Here is a 16,014-nt window from a genome sequence, read left to right as displayed (position 1 = left end):
GGGCCAAGGACAAGGTGAATTGCGAAGCAAGAGAATGTGCCCTGGGGTACGGCCTATCGATACGGCCCACTAAAATCAACCGGAGCGAGGGGTGAGGCCTAGCGTTTGCAAAGCACAGCTTTGCGCGTAGTCGAACGACAGTAAGCTGTGCTTGCTGGCCGGACGCTTAGCGACGCAGGGCCAGTTGCCGGGGGCGGCTTTTGGGTACTTTTTGCAGTAAAAAGTACCTCGCCTGCCGGGCGAAAACCGGCAAATGGTTAAAATACAGTCAGATGCCTGACGTTAGACGTAAAACCATGTATAGGCACAAGACTGGTGGAGCTGAACATCTGACAACTTAATCAGCAGTGGCGCTCTACTGGTGGAGCGGAGAGGGAGGGATGAGCCTAAGCGCAGTCCATGCGCTTTGCCCTGCGGGCTCCCTTCGGTCGGCTCAAAACGCTCCCGACGTTTTGTAACCAGGGAACGTCCTTGTGCCCCGCCCTTCGGGCTCGCTGGCACTCGGTTCAAAACGCTCCCGGCGTTTTGTCGAACCCGGCGAGGGTTCTCACCCTCCCACACCGCATATAAAAAAACCCAGCGCAAGGCTGGGTTTTTTTATATGGCGGAGAGGGAGGGATTCGAACCCTCGATACCGATCAAGGTATACTCCCTTAGCAGGGGAGCGCCTTCGGCCACTCGGCCACCTCTCCGTAGTTTCCGCTGAGCAAGTGCGTTAAAAGCATCTCGTCAACTGGGGCGGCATAATACCATATTTGACAGAAATTCAAAGGCTTGTGAGACTTTTCGGGAATTTTTTTTAAGCTGTGGTGGTTCGGCAATCAATGCGCATAAAAAAACGGCAACCTGCTGGCTGCCGTTTTTTAACAGTGCTCTGGTTAACCCAGATCCTGGTTTTCCTTTTCGCGTTGGATACGCTGGTAAATCTCTTCACGGTGTACGGCGATATCTTTGGGTGCGTTAACGCCAATACGAACCTGATTACCTTTTACACCGAGTACAGTAACGGTGACTTCATCACCAACCATCAAGGTTTCGCCAATGCGGCGGGTTAAAATCAACATAACAATCTCCTTAATTCCATCCTGTAGTCGCGACCGGACTCCTACTATCCCACGCCGCTCATATTAACCCCCTTTGCGGAACAACTGCCCTTATGTTGGGCATCCTTGTTTATAGTATTGTCCATAATCCGCAAAAAGGGGAGTTGCCCCCTAAAAAAAGATGGGTGTATTTCAACCCTAGACATCCCGTCTATACCTACTGTGCAAGTCAGTGCCTAATAAATAGACATTTAAGACGTCTTAAGCGGCAGGTTCGGCATCCAGGCCAAACGCGCTGTGCAAGGTGCGCACAGCCAGTTCTAAGTATTTTTCACTAATAATCACCGAGATTTTAATCTCTGAGGTGGTGATCATTTGTATATTGATGCCTTCAGCAGCCAGTGCGCTGAACATGGTTGAGGCCACACCGGCGTGCGAACGCATGCCCACACCCACGATAGACACCTTGGCGATGGCATCGTCACCAGTCACCTCGCGGGCGCCGATTTCTTTGGCGACAGCACTCAGCACATCCACTGTTTTGTTCATATCGCCGCGATTAACGGTGAAGGTCAGGTCAGTGGTGTTGTCGGCGCCAACGTTTTGCACGATAACGTCTACCTCAATGTTGGCTTCGCCCACCGGCGCCAAAATTTTAGAGGCAATGCCGGGCAGATCGGGAATACCGGCTAAGGTAATTTTGGCTTCGTCGCGGTTAAACGCGATCCCGGAAACAACGGGTTGTTCCATAGTGTTTTCTTCCTCATCGAGGGTAATCAAAGTGCCGGGGCCTTCTTTAAAACTGGATAAAACCCGCAGCGGTACATTGTATTTACCCGCAAATTCAACAGCGCGAATTTGCAGCACCTTGGAGCCCAAGCTGGCCATTTCCAGCATTTCTTCGAAGGTGATCTTCTCTAGCCGGCGCGCGCGATCCACAACCCGTGGGTCAGTGGTGTATACGCCGTCGACGTCCGTATAAATCTGGCATTCATCGGCTTTTAGTGCCGCTGCCAGTGCCACGCCGGTGGTATCTGAGCCGCCGCGGCCTAAGGTGGTGATGTTGCCTTGCGCATCCACCCCTTGGAAACCTGCAACCACCACCACTCTGCCGGCATCGAGATCGGCGCGCATATTGGCTTCATCGATCTCTTGAATACGGGCCTTGGTGTGCGAGTCGTCGGTTAGGATGCGAACTTGCCCACCCGTATATGAACGTGCGTCCCAGCCGCGCTTTTTCAAGGCCATGCACAATAATGCGATAGTGACTTGCTCGCCGGTCGATACCAGTACGTCCATTTCCCGTGGGTCGGGCGTTTCTTGAATATCTTTAGCCAGTGCAATTAAGCGGTTGGTTTCGCCACTCATGGCGGAAACCACTATCACCATATCGTGGCCCTGCTGGCGAAAGCCGGCGACTTTATCTGCCACCGCTTCGATGCGTTCTGTGGTACCGACCGAGGTACCACCATATTTCTGTACCAATAAGCTCATTCTTGGCCTATTCCTCACACATTCCGTTTGATTGGCGCATTAAAATGCATTTTGGTGCAAATGGGCAGCAATTAAACACCATACTTAGACAAAAGTTAATCGCTTTGTGCCCTACATATACAATTATTTACGTCCCGCGGTATTAATAAGATCACAACTTGGATAAGTCTGGAGATTTGGCCGCCATACCCCGTCTAATCAGCTCTAGGGCGAGAGTAGACAGGGTATATCGGTTCAATAAAGCACCTAGACGTGCAGCAAGAAACTAAGCGTTGAGCTTAGCTTCTATCCAGGGGACGACCGAAGCCAGCGCACCGTCGATGGCCGCAACATCGGTACCACCCCCCTGAGCCATATCGGGCCGGCCGCCGCCTTTACCGCCAACTTGCTCGGCCACCATGCGCATTAAGTCGCCGGCTTTCACCCGGTCGGTGACATCTTTGGTCACACCGGCCACCAGCGCTACTTTGCCGTCATCATCGGCGGCCAGCAGCACAACACCTGAACCCAACTTGTTTTTCAATTGGTCGGCACTGTCGCGCAGTGATTTACCATCGGCGCCTTCGAGCTTAACCGCCAGCACTTTAATACCGGCAATCTCAACCGCCTCGGCGGTTAAGTCTCGACTGCCAGCGGTGGCCAGTTTGGTTTTCAGCTGGTTGACATCTTTTTCCAATTTGCGATTGGCGGCGGTTAGCTGCTCTAATTTTTCCAGCAGATTATCGGGGGTGGCTTTAATTAAACCCGCGGCCTGCGCTAAGCGCTGTTGTGCGGCATCGAATGCTGCCAGCGCGTTTTTACCGGTGATGGCTTCTATACGGCGCACACCAGAAGCAATGCCCGACTCGCTGACAATACGTATCTGGCCGATGTCACCGGTGCGCGCCACATGGGTGCCGCCACACAGCTCTACCGAAAAGTTGTCTTGCCCCATGCTCAATACGCGCACTTGCTCGCCGTATTTTTCGCCAAACAGCGCCATAGCGCCTTTTTGCTGGGCCGCTTCCATATCACACAGCTCGGTGGTGACCGCGGTGTTGGCGAGAATTTGATTATTCACCAAGGTTTCAATGGCTTGCAGCTCTTCGGGCTTAACCGCCTCGAAGTGAGAGAAGTCAAAACGCAGGCGTTCAGAATCTACCAGCGACCCCTTCTGACTGACATGCTCGCCCAGTACTTGGCGCAGAGCGGCATGTAAAAGGTGAGTGGCCGAGTGGTTAAGTGCGGTGGCTTGACGAACTTGGTTGTCCACGGTGGCGCTAACGCTGATACCAGACTGAGCGCTGCCGCTTAGTACACGGCCCACATGCAAAAAGTGCTTGCCTTGTTTAACGCAGTCGTGCACTTCAAAGTGCAAACCCTCGGCATCGATATAACCATTGTCACCGGCCTGACCACCCGACTCGGCGTAAAAAGGAGTTTGATCTAACACCAGAGCAACCTCGTCGCCCTCGCCCGCCTGTTCAATAACCGCACCCTCGCGCACCACGGCCAACACTTGGCTTTTGCCCGCAAGCTCGGTGTAACCGGTAAATTCAGTAGCGGCCACATCCAGCGTGAGCTGGGTGTAATCCACCTTAAAGGCACCGGCGGCGCGGGCGCGATTGCGCTGCTCTTCCATGGACGTTTTATACCCGGCCTCATCTACCGTTAAGGAGCGCTCGCGGGCAATATCGGCGGTAAGATCTAACGGAAAACCGTATGTATCGTATAAGGTGAAAACAACATCGCCGGGAATTTCAGTGCCTTTTAAAGCGGCCAGCGCGTCTTCGAGTACCGACATGCCTTTGTCGAGGGTTTTGGCAAACTGTTCTTCTTCGGCCAACAGGACTTTGGCAATTTGTGCTTGGCGCTCGACTAACTCGGGATAGGCTTCGCCCATCACTTCGGCCAGTGCGCCAACTAAGGTGTGGAAGAAGTTACCGGATTGGCCTAATTTGTGGCCGTGGCGAATCGCCCGGCGAATAATACGACGCAGCACATAACCGCGCCCTTCGTTGGAAGGCAACACACCGTCACTGACCAAAAAGGCGCTGGAGCGAATGTGATCGGCGATTACACGCAGGGACTTATGTTCCAAATCACTGGAACCTGTAGCCTTAGCGGCGGCTTTTAGTAAGTGCTGGAACAGGTCGATATCGTAGTTGTTATGCACGCCCTGCATAACAGCGGCAATGCGCTCAAGGCCCATGCCGGTGTCGATGGAGGGATTGGGCAATGGCTTCAGTTCGCCGTCGCTTTGGCGTTCAAACTGCATAAACACCAAGTTCCAGATTTCGATATAGCGATCCAGGTCGTCGTTTTCACTGCCCGGTGGGCCTCCGGGAATATCGGCGCCGTGATCGTAGAAGATTTCTGAGCTGGGGCCGCAGGGGCCGGTATCGCCCATTTGCCAGAAGTTATCTTCATCCAGCCGTGAAAAACGCTCGGGACTCACGCCGACTTCTTTTTGCCAGATATCCGCCGCTTCGTCATCCGAGATATGCACGGTAATCCACAAACGCTCTTCGGGCAGGCCCAGCACACCGGTTAAGAACTCCCAGGCAAAGCGGATGGCGTCGCGCTTAAAGTAATCACCAAAGCTAAAGTTACCCAACATTTCAAAAAAAGTGTGATGGCGCGCGGTGTAGCCAACGTTTTCTAGGTCGTTGTGTTTGCCACCGGCGCGCACACAGCGCTGAGAACTGGTGGCACGACTGTAAGAGCGTTTGTCGCCCCCCAAAAAAACATCTTTGAACTGGTTCATACCAGCGTTGGTAAACAGCAGTGTGGGGTCGTTACCTGGCACCAGTGAGCTGGAGGGGACAATAGTGTGGCCCTTGGACTCGTAGAAGTGCAAAAAGGCGTCGCGGATTTCAGCGCTTTTCATAGTGTTTCCGTAGGTCTAATCAATCGGTATTAGCGGTGCTTATGGGCTTGTTTTTCTTCGTCGGTCACAGAGCGGGCTTCGGTCTCGAGCATCACCGGGATGCCGTCGCGCACGGGGTAAGCCAAGCCACTGTCCCAGCAAACAAGTTCGGATTGTTGCGGAAGGTATTCCAACTCTCCTTTGCTGACTGGGCAGACAAGAATACTGAGCAATTTTTTATCGATCATGCCGTGTCCTGGTGAATAACCTGATAAACGATCGGCCGAGTACGGCCCAAAGCCCGTTAGTTTACACCGCCAAGGCCTTTGTGTCTTGCGGGTTGGGGGTAAGTTGATACTAATTGGCCGATTGCCTGTCGCTATGAATACTGGGTCGGAAAAGTAGCCCTAGCAGCGGCTGATTATTCGGCCAATAAATAAGCGCTTGAGAGTTACTGTGCCTGCCAATCGGGCATTGGGCCAACCAGAGTCGTTGGGTCTACCCGGCGGTCGCGCCAGTTCATGCGCCAGTCCAAATGTGGGCCGGTGGCACGACCACTGGCGCCCACCTCGCCGAGCAAGGCGCCCTGCTCGACCTCTTGCCCCACCTCGACGTGCAGCTTGGACAAATGCAAAAAGGTAGAGGACAGGCGATGGCCGTGATCGATAATCAAAGTGCCGCCGGAGTAAAACAAATCGGGCTCGGCCAGGGTCACCAAGCCCGCAGCGGGCGCCACCACTTTAGTGCCCGTGGGCCGGGCTATATCCACCCCGTAGTGTGGGCGCCGGGGTTCGCCATTGTAAAACCGTTGTGAGCCGTAGACGCCACTGATCGGACCCAGCAGAGGCCACTGAAACGTCTGCATATAATCCAAACTGGAGCGCTGTGTTTGACGTGCCAGCCATACCTTTTCGGCCTCTTTTTGTGTGCGTTTGCGCTGCGCCTCAGAGGGGTTCACGGTTTGCTGAGGAACGCCCTCGACGCGCTGTATATTGTATGTTTTGCGCGCCACTTCATAGGTTTTATGCCAATCCAGGCTTTGCCCAATCACAGCCAGCGTGACTGTTTCGGGTTCATCCCGCCCCAGGCCGAATACAAACTCGCCATCTGGCCCTACATCGATCACCTCATCATTGACCCGCACCTCGTGACCGGGGGCCACCTGCCCGCGCAGAATACCGCCCTGAATCCACTCGCCTTTTATGGATAGCGGCGGAGCATCGGCGGCGGTGGTGCAACCGGCCCAGATTAACCCAAAGGCGGCCAGTATTATTCGCAGTGGATACATAGGTAGAGTCCTTAAACAGCGGAGTTTATTGTTCACCAGACAAAAAAAACGGCAGCCGAAGCTGCCGTTTTTTTTGCTGCAAAATCGAGCGGCTTTAGGCGATCTTATCACCCACACGCAAGACTTTCATGGTGTTCGTGCCACCAAGTTGCGCGCTGTCACCAGCGGTCAACATCACCAGGTCACCATCGACCAAAATACCGTCTTGTTTCAACACATCGATCGCGCGGTTGTAATCTTCTTTGCACGGGATGTCTTGAGTGTCGAACGGTATGGGCTGTACACCGCGATACAAAGCAACGCGACGCTGGGTATCGATATGACGCGAGAAAGCAAAAATCGGCAGCGCCGAACCCACGCGAGACATCAAGCGCGGTGTCGCGCCAGATTCGGTCAGGGCGATAATCGCTTTAACACCACCTAAGTGGTTGGCGGTATACACGGTTGCCAAAGCAATCGCCTGATCAACTGAACCGAAATCCTGATCTACCCGGTAGTTGTAATAGTTGGTTTGCGGGTGCTTTTCCGCACCGACAATAACGCGGGCCATAGCCTCTACCGTTTCAACCGGGAAATTACCGGCAGCGGTTTCAGCCGACAGCATAACCGCATCGGTACCATCCAGTACGGCGTTCGCAACGTCAAACACCTCGGCGCGAGTGGGCAGAGGCGAGTTGATCATCGACTCCATCATTTGCGTCGCAGTAATCACGGTGCGGTTTTGCGCGCGCGAGAAGTTGATAATGCGCTTTTGCACACCGATCAGCTCTTCGTCACCAATTTCCACACCCAAGTCGCCACGGGCAACCATTACCGCATCACTGGCTTCGATGATAGAGATCAGAGTCTCGTCATCAGCCACCGCTTCAGCGCGTTCGATTTTAGATACCAAACCTGCTTTACCACCGGCTTCAGTCAGCAGTTTGCGAGCTTGGTTCATATCATCGGCACTGCGTGGGAAAGAAACCGCCAGATAATCCACATCGATTTCAGCCGCGGTTTTGATATCAGCCAAATCTTTTTCGGTCAGGGCCGGAGCCGATAAACCACCGCCTTGACGGTTGATGCCTTTGTTGTTCGACAGAGGGCCGGCAACACTGGTGGTGCAGAATACTTCTTGACCTTCGATTTTATCGATGTCGAGCACAACGCGGCCATCATCCAGCAACAGTTTGTCGCCTGGCTGACAGTCACCGGGAAGCTCTTTGTAATCGATTCCCACGCGCTCTTGGTTACCCGCATCGCGCTCAAGTGAGGCGTCGAGGATAAATTTGTCACCAACGGCTAAGGTGATTGGGCCATCGGCGAAGCGGGAAATACGAATTTTGGGGCCCTGTAGATCACCCAACACAGCCACATAGCGGTTGTGTTTGGCGGCCAGACGACGAACCGCCTCGGCACGACCTTTGTGATCTTCTGGTGAACCGTGAGAAAAATTCAAGCGCACGACGTTAACGCCGGCAAGAATAAGCTTCTCTAGGACTTCTTCGGACTCAGAAGCCGGGCCAAGTGTGCTGACGATTTTGGTACGACGAAACATAGCTCTCTCTCTTTAATTACTTGGCGTTCATCAGCGCGATGGTGTTGTCCAGCATGCGATTGGAGAAGCCCCATTCGTTGTCATACCAAGACATAATTTTAACCCAGCGAGTGCCCATGACTTTGGTTTGCTTAGAGTCAAAGTTGGACGATCCTGGATGATGATTAAAGTCGATAGAAACCAGCGGCTCATCGTTGTAAATCAAAACGCCAGGCATTTCGTTGTCGGCCGCTTCTTTCATGGCAGCGTTAACTTGTTCGGCGGTAACGTCGGTTTTCACTTGTACATTCAAGTCAACCAAAGAGACGTTAATGGTCGGTACACGTACAGACATACCATCCAGCTTGCCTTGCAGCTCTGGCAACACCAAACCAACTGCGCGCGCGGCGCCGGTAGAGGTAGGAATCATTGACTGAGTGGCACTGCGGGCACGATAGATGTCTTTGTGGAACACATCGCTCAGGTTTTGATCGTTGGTGTAGGCGTGAATGGTGGTCATTGAGCCCTGTTCGATACCGAACTTATCGTTCAGCACTTTTGCAACAGGTGCCAAGCAGTTAGTGGTACAAGACGCGTTAGAAATAATTTCGTCAGTCGCTTTCAAGATGTTGTGGTTAACACCATAAACAACGGTGGCATCTACATCGGTACCAGGTGCCGAGATAATCACTTTTTTAGCGCCGGCATCTAAGTGCAGCTTAGCTTTTTCGCGACTGGTAAATATACCGGTACACTCGTACACAACATCTACATCTAACTTGCCCCAAGGCAGGTCAGCTGGATTGCGCTCGGCGGTGATTTGAATCTCATCGCCATTGACAATCATTTTATCGCCATTAACTGAAACTTCACCAGGGAAGCGGCCGTGTACAGAATCGTACTTGGTTAAATGTGCGTTCAGGTCAGTATCACCCAGATCGTTTACGGCAACCACCTGAATACGGTCGCGATAACCTGATTCGTACAGAGCACGCAAAACATTGCGCCCAATACGTCCGTAACCATTAATAGCTACTTTAATTGTCATTTCTCTCTCCTGTCTATGTCTCTGCCCCAGCGGGCAGGATAAAAGCTAATCTCTGTTCAATTAACGCTCTAGGCTAGCGGCCTCGCGAGCAAGTGCTTCAATATCGTCCCATTTCTTTTCGGTGATGAGATTCTTTGGTGTCGTCCAAGTACCGCCTACACAAGCTACGTTAGGCAGTGCTAGGTAAGTCGGCGCTTTTTCTAAATTAATGCCGCCTGTTGGGCAGAAAGTGATTTGCGGTAATGGCCCACCGATGGATTTCACCATAGGGACACCGCCGGCGGCTTCGGCCGGGAAGAATTTCAAGTGCTTAAAGCCCTGAGTGTAGAGATTCATCGCCTCTGACGGTGAGGCAATGCCTGGCAACAATGGAATCGGACTCTTTTTGGCCGCTTCAATCAAAGCAGGCGTGGTGCCTGGGCTTACCATAAATTTACAACCGGCATCGATAGAAGCCTGTAAATCTTCTGGTGTTACAACGGTGCCTGAGCCAATCACGGCGTCTTCTGGCAGCGCTTTTACCATTGCTTTAATAGCATCCAAAGCAACTGGAGTACGCAGCGTGATTTCCAACACTTTCAGACCGCCGTCATACAGCGCTTGTGCCAGGGGTACGGCATCTTCAAGGTCTTCAATCACAATTACCGGTACAACCGGCGCCAATTTCAAAATTTCATCAATGGTCAGGCTCACTTGTAGGTCCTCACAGTCTCGTTAAGTTGGCTCTTATGGAGCCCAGTAAACAGTTACAGGTATTTGGTCTTGTTGTAGTACAGCACGCACGGGCATTCCCGATATATTGTCACCGGCTAGAGCTTCGCGATAAGTGGCAAGCTTCTCTTCACCAGAAATCAACAATAGCAAATGACGCGAATTGACAATGCCATTTAATGACAATGTCATTCGCTCTGTGCAATCACCAGTCACTTCACTTTTAATCGCGGTGATAGCACTGCACAAATTTTTGGTTTCCAACGACTCAGCCAAACCTTTGGCATGTGGAAACAGCGATGCGGTATGACCATCGGGGCCCATCCCTAATATGGTCACATCAAACGGTGCAGCCAGCTTTTGATAAGCCGCCTCACATTTTGCCACGCCATCGGCCGCGCTCACGGCCGAGTTTTTCATACCTACCAGCTCTACTTCGCTGGCATTGTTTTGCAGCAGTGTTTGTTGAATAAACGCTGCATTGCTTTTCTCGTGGTCAATATCAACCCAGCGCTCATCGACCAGAGCAACTTGGATTTTCTGCCAAGCTAAGTCCGCCTCAGATAAGCGCTTATAGATAGGCGCCGGTGAACTGCCACCAGACACCAGGAAGCTCGCCGCATCGCGCTGCGATGTCGCCTCTCGCAATGCACTGATGGTGTGCTCAAACACCGCATCTACCATTTGCTCGCGAGAGTCAAAAAAACGTTCTTCTACTGCCATGGCTATTAATTCCCTCGAATATTCTCGCCGACGTTAAACCAGCCGCAACCACCCTCGCTGAGCAGGTCTTCCGAGGCCTGAGGGCCCCAGCTACCTGCTGGGTAGGGTTTGGGTTTGTTTTCTGGTCGCTGCCAAGCTTCAATGATTGGATCGATCCATTTCCAAGCCGCTTCCACCTCATTGCGGTGAATAAACAACGCTGGATTATTGGCCGCTGCATCGAGCATTAAACGCTTGTAAGCGTCGGAGTAAAATTTTTCGTAATGATCGGTTAAATTCAGATTCAAGACACTGGGTACTAAAGCAGACTCGTGCTTCTCCAGATTATTGGAGGTCACGATCATCTGAATACGCTCATCAGGTTGCAACTGTATGACAAGACGATTAGGTACCATATTGCCGGCCGATTCGGGGTAGATATGATGCGTCGGCGTCTTATATTGAATAATAATTTCCGCACAGCGCTGCTTTAAGCGCTTGCCGGTGCGCAAATAGAACGGCACGTTTGACCAACGCCAGTTATCGATATGGGCGCGAATGGCCACGAATGTTTCGGTATTACTGTCTTTACCTAGTTCATCCAAATATCCCGGCACCTCTTTACCACCAGACACGCCTGCCACATATTGGCCGCGCACGGTGTTAGTGGCCACATCATCACCGACTAATGGGCGCAGAGCATCCAATACTTTGAGCTTTTCGGCGCGAATGCTATCGGCATTCAGTTTACTGGGGGGCTCCATGGCCACTAAACAGAGCAACTGCATTAAGTGGTTTTGCACCATGTCGCGCAGTGCACCGGCGTCGTCATAAAAGCTGGCGCGCCCTTCCAAGCCCACTGTTTCTGAAATGCTGATTTCCACATGATCAATTGATTTGGCATCCCACAGGTGCTCAAAAATACAATTGGTAAAGCGCAGGGCCAACAAGTTCTGAACCGTTTCTTTACCTAAGTAATGGTCAATACGGAAAATAGCGTTTTCATCGAAATATTGCGCAATTTCAGCATTAATAGCTTCGGCCGACTCGGTATCGTAACCCAGTGGCTTTTCAACCACCACGCGAGCGTGCTCACTGATCATGCCTGAGTCATGGATGTTTTTACAGCAGGCTGAGAAAACCGCCGGTGGCGTAGCCATATAAAACACCCGCTCCTCGGCACCTTGGTCGAGAGTCTTGGCCAGATTTTTCCAGTGATCATCAAATTCTGTGATATTGATGTACACACCGTGCACGCACTGCTCAAACTCGGCCCAACTTTCGTTGTCGATTTCATCGGCGCGCAGGAACTTAAAGGCGGCCTCGCGTACCATTTCACGATAACCGTCTACTTGGTCCTGCTTGCGTGAGGTGCCAAAAATCCGCGATCCTTTGGGCATCTGCCCTTCGCGATAAGCACGATACCAGGCCGGAATTAATTTGCGCAGAGCCAAGTCGCCCGCGCCGCCAAAAATCACAAAATCAAATGGTTTTTGCATTAATACATCCACTCGCTCTAATTGGGTTTAGGTAAGGCTTACCAGCGAAATACAGTTGCGCCTTCTTCGGCGGAACCCACTGTTTGACGCAGCGGTGCAAACAGCTCGCGTCCCATACCCTCGTGACTGGCCGTCAAATCAAACTCGGCGTGTTCACGGGCTTTCAATTCTTCATCACTGACGTGCAACTTAAGCACACCGGTTTCGGCATCCACCTCGACGATATCGCCATCGCGTACCAAGCCTATGGGGCCTTTATCCAGTGCCTCGGGCGTTAAGTGAATCGCCGCCGGGATTTTGCCCGACGCGCCAGACATACGTCCGTCTGTGACCAGCGCCACTTTGAATCCACGATCTTGCAGCACACCCAATGGCGGCGTCAGTTTGTGCAGCTCTGGCATGCCGCAGGCCTTAGGGCCCTGAAAGCGTACCACTGCCACAAAATCTTTATTCAGCTTGTCGGCTTTAAACGCTTCTTGCAGTGCGTTTTGGGTTTGAAAAACCACCGCCGGCGCCTTTACAACACGGTGCTCGGGTTTTACTGCCGAGACTTTAATCACACAGCGCCCCAAGTTGCCGGTAAGCAACTTCATGCCGCCTGTTGTACTAAACGCACGTTTGGCCGGGCGCAGTACGCCGTCATCCAAACTCTCTTGTGGCGCATCGCGCCATACCAGCTCGCCCTCTTCCAGGAACGGCTCTTTGGTGTAAGGCTCTAAACCGCCCTCACCCATCACGGTTTTTACATCGTCGTGCAAAATACCTTCGGCGCGCAGATCGCGCATTAAATAACCCATACCGCCCACGGCCTGAAAGCGGTTGATGTCCGCTAGCCCATTCGGATAGATACGGCACATCAAAGGGACCGCATCCGACAAATCTGACAAATCTTGCCAGTCGATGATCACGCCTGCGGCCCGCGCCATGGCCATTAAGTGGATGGCGTGATTGGTTGAGCCACCGGTGGCCAACAAACCCACCATGCCATTGACCACTGACTTTTCATCCACCACTTCAGCCATTGGCGTGTAATTGCCACGGGTGGTGATTGCAGCCAGCTGCTTCACAGCGGCGTGCGTCAGCGCGTCTCGCAGGGGCGTGCCTGGATTCACAAATGAACTTCCCGGCAAGTGCAGCCCCATGATCTCCATCAGCATTTGGTTCGAGTTCGCAGTGCCGTAAAACGTACAGGTTCCGGCACTGTGATAAGAGGCACTTTCGGCCTCTAATAATTCTTTTCGGCCCGCTTTGCCTTCGGCAAACAGCTGGCGTACCCGTACCTTTTCGGCATTAGGCAAACCCGGTGTCATTGGACCTGCGGGCACAAATATAACCGGCAACTGACCGAAAGACAGTGCGCCAATGGTCAGCCCGGGCACAATCTTGTCGCAAATACCTAGGCAAATTGCGCCATCGAACATATCGTGTGACAGAGCAATGGCGGTAGACATGGCAATCACATCGCGCGAAAACAGCGATAAGTCCATACCTTCGCGCCCCTGTGTGACGCCGTCACACATCGCCGGCACCCCACCGGCAAACTGGGCAGTCATGCCCGCCGCGTGAGCCGCTTGTTTAATCTGCTCCGGGTAGCTCGCATAGGGCTCATGGGCCGACAGCATTTCATTATAGGACGAAACGATACCCAAGTTTGGGGCATCGCCTTCGGCCAATGCTTGCTTGTCGGATGTGCCACAAGCGGCGAATCCATGGGCCAAATTGCCACAGGATAAACGCTTGCGAGCGGGCCCATTGGAACGCCCTTGTTCAATTTTTGCCAAATACGCTTCGCGTGTCGGTCGGCTGTTTTCAATAATTCGGTCGGTTATCGCAGCGATCTTACTATCGGTCATTTGGTTACCACTGATCCAGTATGCCTAAGAAATACGGGGCCCTAGGCAAGGATCGCTTACCGTTGGTCGCCGTAGGCGTGTAGTGCAGCTCTCTCAAAACCACGTATACCGTGGCTGGCCACTCGGCTTTATAGCTCTGTTGTGGCCTGGCGCCTTGGGCGCTCTAGTAGGTGTATAACGCTAATCATAAAGCAACTTATGGGCATCTCTATGACTAGAGATGCCCATTCCAACACCCCGGCGGTTTACGCCGATGGTATTGCGGCGGGGTCGCCCCCTGTATCACCCCACCAAATAGGGTGAAAACAGTCCTAAGACTGCGATTTCTTGTAGTATTCTATCAGATTGCGGGTCGACGAATCATGCTTGTCAGCCACTGACGCCTCTGGCGCCAATTCAGCTTGTATGCCTTTCGCCAACACCTTGCCCAGCTCTACACCCCACTGATCGAAGGAGTGAACCTCCCAAATAATGCCCTGCACAAATATTTTGTGCTCATATAAAGCAATCAGTGAACCCAACGAGCGAGCATCCACCTTTTGCAGCATTAGTGTATTGGTAGGTCGATTACCCTCGTGCACTTTGTGATCGACGATTTCTTCGATGCGCTCGGGCGCCATGCCCTGAGCCGTTAGCTCTGCACGCACTTGATCGGCACTGATACCGCGCATCATGGCCTCAGACTGAGCAAAGAAGTTAGCCATCAGCGCATCGTGATGCCCTTTAACCGGCACTGTTGGCTCAACCGAACCGATAAAGTCGGCAGGTACAATTTGCGTACCCTGGTGCAAACACTGATAGAAGGCGTGCTGGCCATTAATACCTACCTCACCCCAAATAAGCGGCACGCTGGCGTAATCAATCCGCTCACCACTCCAATTAACGCTCTTGCCGTTACTTTCCATTTCGGCCTGCTGCATATAAGCCGCTAAGCGGTGCAGGCACTGATCGTAAGGCAGTAAGGCGTGGGCGTGTCGCCCCAAAAAGTTGTTATTCCAAACCCCCATTAGAGCCAGCATTACCGGCGCATTTTTGGCCAAGGGTGCGGTTCGAAAGTGATCATCCATTTCGTGAGCGCCCGCTAGTAGCTCCTCGAACATTTCAAACCCGAGGTTAAGCGCGATAGGCAGACCAATTGCTGACCACAACGAAAAACGACCCCCGACCCAGTCCCACATATCGAAGATGTTTTCCTCGGCCACACCAAACTCCATAGCCTTGGTGCGATTAGAGGAAACAGCAATAAAATGACGGTTGATGTAGCTTTTGTCTTCGGCCTTATCCAAAAACCAAGCCACAGCCGAATTGGCGTTGGTCATGGTCTCCAAGGTGGTGAATGTTTTCGAGGCAATCACAAACAAAGTGGTTTCAGGGTCTAGATCGCGCAACGTCTCTGCGATCTGAAAACCATCCACATTAGATACATAGTGTACATTGAGAGTGCCATCTTGATAGGCCGCCAAGGCCTCGGTCACCATTAATGGGCCTAGGTTGGAGCCACCGATACCGACACTGACGATATCAGTGATCTCTTTACCTGTGTAACCGCGCCAATCGCCACCGCGCACTTGAGCCACCAGCGCTTTCATACGCGCCAACTCATGTTTTACTTGCGAGCGCACATCGTCCCCGTCTATTTCGAGCGGCTCATCCGACGGATCACGCAGTGCAACGTGCAATACAGCGCGATCTTCGGTGCGATTGATTTTCTCACCGGCAAACATTTTATCGCGGAAAGACTCCACCTCGCAGACCTTTGCCAGGTCAAGTAGCTTGGTGCGGGTTTCTTCGGTGATCAGGTTTTTGGAGTAATCGAGCAGAATATTAGGGGACTGGAGGGAGAATTTTGCAAATCGCAGATCGTCTTCATCAAACAGGTCACTCATGTGACGTGTACTTATCTCATTGGCATGAGCCTGAAGGGCCTGCCAGGCAGTCAGTTCAGTACGGCTGGGCATGTTTACTCCACATCCTCAGTTACATTTCGGTTGTACGACAACACCAAACAC

12 protein-coding genes and 1 tRNA gene are annotated in these 16,014 nt (G+C 52.5%); all 13 read right to left on the bottom strand.

Going from position 1 to position 16,014, the window contains the following annotated elements:
- Positions 1 to 602: 602 nt before the first annotated feature.
- Positions 603 to 692, bottom strand: a tRNA-Ser gene (locus Q4526_RS09355).
- Between the two features lie 186 nt (positions 693 to 878).
- Entirely contained in the window at positions 879 to 1,064 is a 186-nt protein-coding gene (csrA, locus tag Q4526_RS09350) for a carbon storage regulator CsrA (RefSeq protein ID WP_215976803.1), read from the bottom strand.
- A gap of 240 nt (positions 1,065 to 1,304) precedes the next feature.
- A complete protein-coding gene (locus Q4526_RS09345) occupies positions 1,305 to 2,537 on the bottom strand; it encodes an aspartate kinase (protein WP_215976802.1) in 1,233 nt (410 codons plus the stop codon).
- Positions 2,538 to 2,802: 265 nt separating this feature from the next.
- Positions 2,803 to 5,406 (bottom strand): alanine--tRNA ligase, encoded by a 2,604-nt coding sequence (gene alaS, locus Q4526_RS09340; RefSeq protein WP_215976801.1) that lies wholly within the window; start codon positions 5,404 to 5,406, stop codon positions 2,803 to 2,805.
- A 29-nt stretch (positions 5,407 to 5,435) separates the two neighbouring features.
- Complete coding sequence (locus tag Q4526_RS09335; RefSeq protein ID WP_215976800.1) at positions 5,436 to 5,633, bottom strand: Trm112 family protein; 198 nt, start codon at positions 5,631 to 5,633, stop codon at positions 5,436 to 5,438.
- A 203-nt stretch (positions 5,634 to 5,836) separates the two neighbouring features.
- Positions 5,837 to 6,673 (bottom strand): M23 family metallopeptidase, encoded by an 837-nt coding sequence (locus tag Q4526_RS09330; RefSeq protein WP_215976799.1) that lies wholly within the window; start codon positions 6,671 to 6,673, stop codon positions 5,837 to 5,839.
- A gap of 94 nt (positions 6,674 to 6,767) precedes the next feature.
- Positions 6,768 to 8,213, bottom strand: coding sequence for a pyruvate kinase (gene pyk, locus Q4526_RS09325; protein ID WP_215976798.1), 1,446 nt, complete (start codon positions 8,211 to 8,213; stop codon positions 6,768 to 6,770).
- 16 nt (positions 8,214 to 8,229) lie between these two features.
- Positions 8,230 to 9,240 (bottom strand): type I glyceraldehyde-3-phosphate dehydrogenase, encoded by a 1,011-nt coding sequence (gene gap / locus Q4526_RS09320; protein ID WP_215976797.1) that lies wholly within the window; start codon positions 9,238 to 9,240, stop codon positions 8,230 to 8,232.
- Positions 9,241 to 9,300: 60 nt separating this feature from the next.
- A complete protein-coding gene (locus Q4526_RS09315; protein WP_215976796.1) occupies positions 9,301 to 9,933 on the bottom strand; it encodes a bifunctional 4-hydroxy-2-oxoglutarate aldolase/2-dehydro-3-deoxy-phosphogluconate aldolase in 633 nt (210 codons plus the stop codon).
- Between the two features lie 33 nt (positions 9,934 to 9,966).
- Positions 9,967 to 10,674 (bottom strand): 6-phosphogluconolactonase, encoded by a 708-nt coding sequence (gene pgl, locus Q4526_RS09310; RefSeq protein ID WP_215976795.1) that lies wholly within the window; start codon positions 10,672 to 10,674, stop codon positions 9,967 to 9,969.
- Positions 10,675 to 10,679: 5 nt separating this feature from the next.
- Positions 10,680 to 12,152, bottom strand: a complete 1,473-nt coding sequence (gene zwf, locus Q4526_RS09305; RefSeq protein ID WP_215976794.1) for a glucose-6-phosphate dehydrogenase — start codon at positions 12,150 to 12,152, stop codon at positions 10,680 to 10,682.
- 38 nt (positions 12,153 to 12,190) lie between these two features.
- Positions 12,191 to 14,005, bottom strand: a complete 1,815-nt coding sequence (edd, locus tag Q4526_RS09300; RefSeq protein ID WP_215976793.1) for a phosphogluconate dehydratase — start codon at positions 14,003 to 14,005, stop codon at positions 12,191 to 12,193.
- 311 nt (positions 14,006 to 14,316) lie between these two features.
- Positions 14,317 to 15,963: a glucose-6-phosphate isomerase gene (gene pgi, locus Q4526_RS09295; protein ID WP_215976792.1), complete on the bottom strand. Its 1,647-nt coding sequence runs from the start codon at positions 15,961 to 15,963 to the stop codon at positions 14,317 to 14,319.
- Positions 15,964 to 16,014 lie beyond the last annotated feature (51 nt).

This window comes from Gilvimarinus sp. 2_MG-2023, assembly GCF_030547685.1.
Lineage (GTDB): Bacteria > Pseudomonadota > Gammaproteobacteria > Pseudomonadales > Cellvibrionaceae > Gilvimarinus.
This window is presented reverse-complemented; position numbering and strand designations above follow the sequence as displayed.

Bases quoted from the DNA above. Each gene is read 5' to 3' on its own strand.
- Q4526_RS09330 (WP_215976799.1), bottom strand. From the start codon at position 6,673: ATGTATCCACTGCGAATAATACTGGCCGCCTTTGGGTTAATCTGGGCC.
- csrA (WP_215976803.1), bottom strand. From the start codon at position 1,064: ATGTTGATTTTAACCCGCCGCATTGGCGAAACCTTGATGGTTGGTGAT.
- alaS (WP_215976801.1), bottom strand. From the start codon at position 5,406: ATGAAAAGCGCTGAAATCCGCGACGCCTTTTTGCACTTCTACGAGTCC.
- pgl (WP_215976795.1), bottom strand. From the start codon at position 10,674: ATGGCAGTAGAAGAACGTTTTTTTGACTCTCGCGAGCAAATGGTAGAT.
- gap (WP_215976797.1), bottom strand. From the start codon at position 9,240: ATGACAATTAAAGTAGCTATTAATGGTTACGGACGTATTGGGCGCAAT.
- edd (WP_215976793.1), bottom strand. From the start codon at position 14,005: ATGACCGATAGTAAGATCGCTGCGATAACCGACCGAATTATTGAAAAC.
- pgi (WP_215976792.1), bottom strand. From the start codon at position 15,963: ATGCCCAGCCGTACTGAACTGACTGCCTGGCAGGCCCTTCAGGCTCAT.
- zwf (WP_215976794.1), bottom strand. From the start codon at position 12,152: ATGCAAAAACCATTTGATTTTGTGATTTTTGGCGGCGCGGGCGACTTG.
- pyk (WP_215976798.1), bottom strand. From the start codon at position 8,213: ATGTTTCGTCGTACCAAAATCGTCAGCACACTTGGCCCGGCTTCTGAG.
- Q4526_RS09345 (WP_215976802.1), bottom strand. From the start codon at position 2,537: ATGAGCTTATTGGTACAGAAATATGGTGGTACCTCGGTCGGTACCACA.
- Q4526_RS09335 (WP_215976800.1), bottom strand. From the start codon at position 5,633: ATGATCGATAAAAAATTGCTCAGTATTCTTGTCTGCCCAGTCAGCAAA.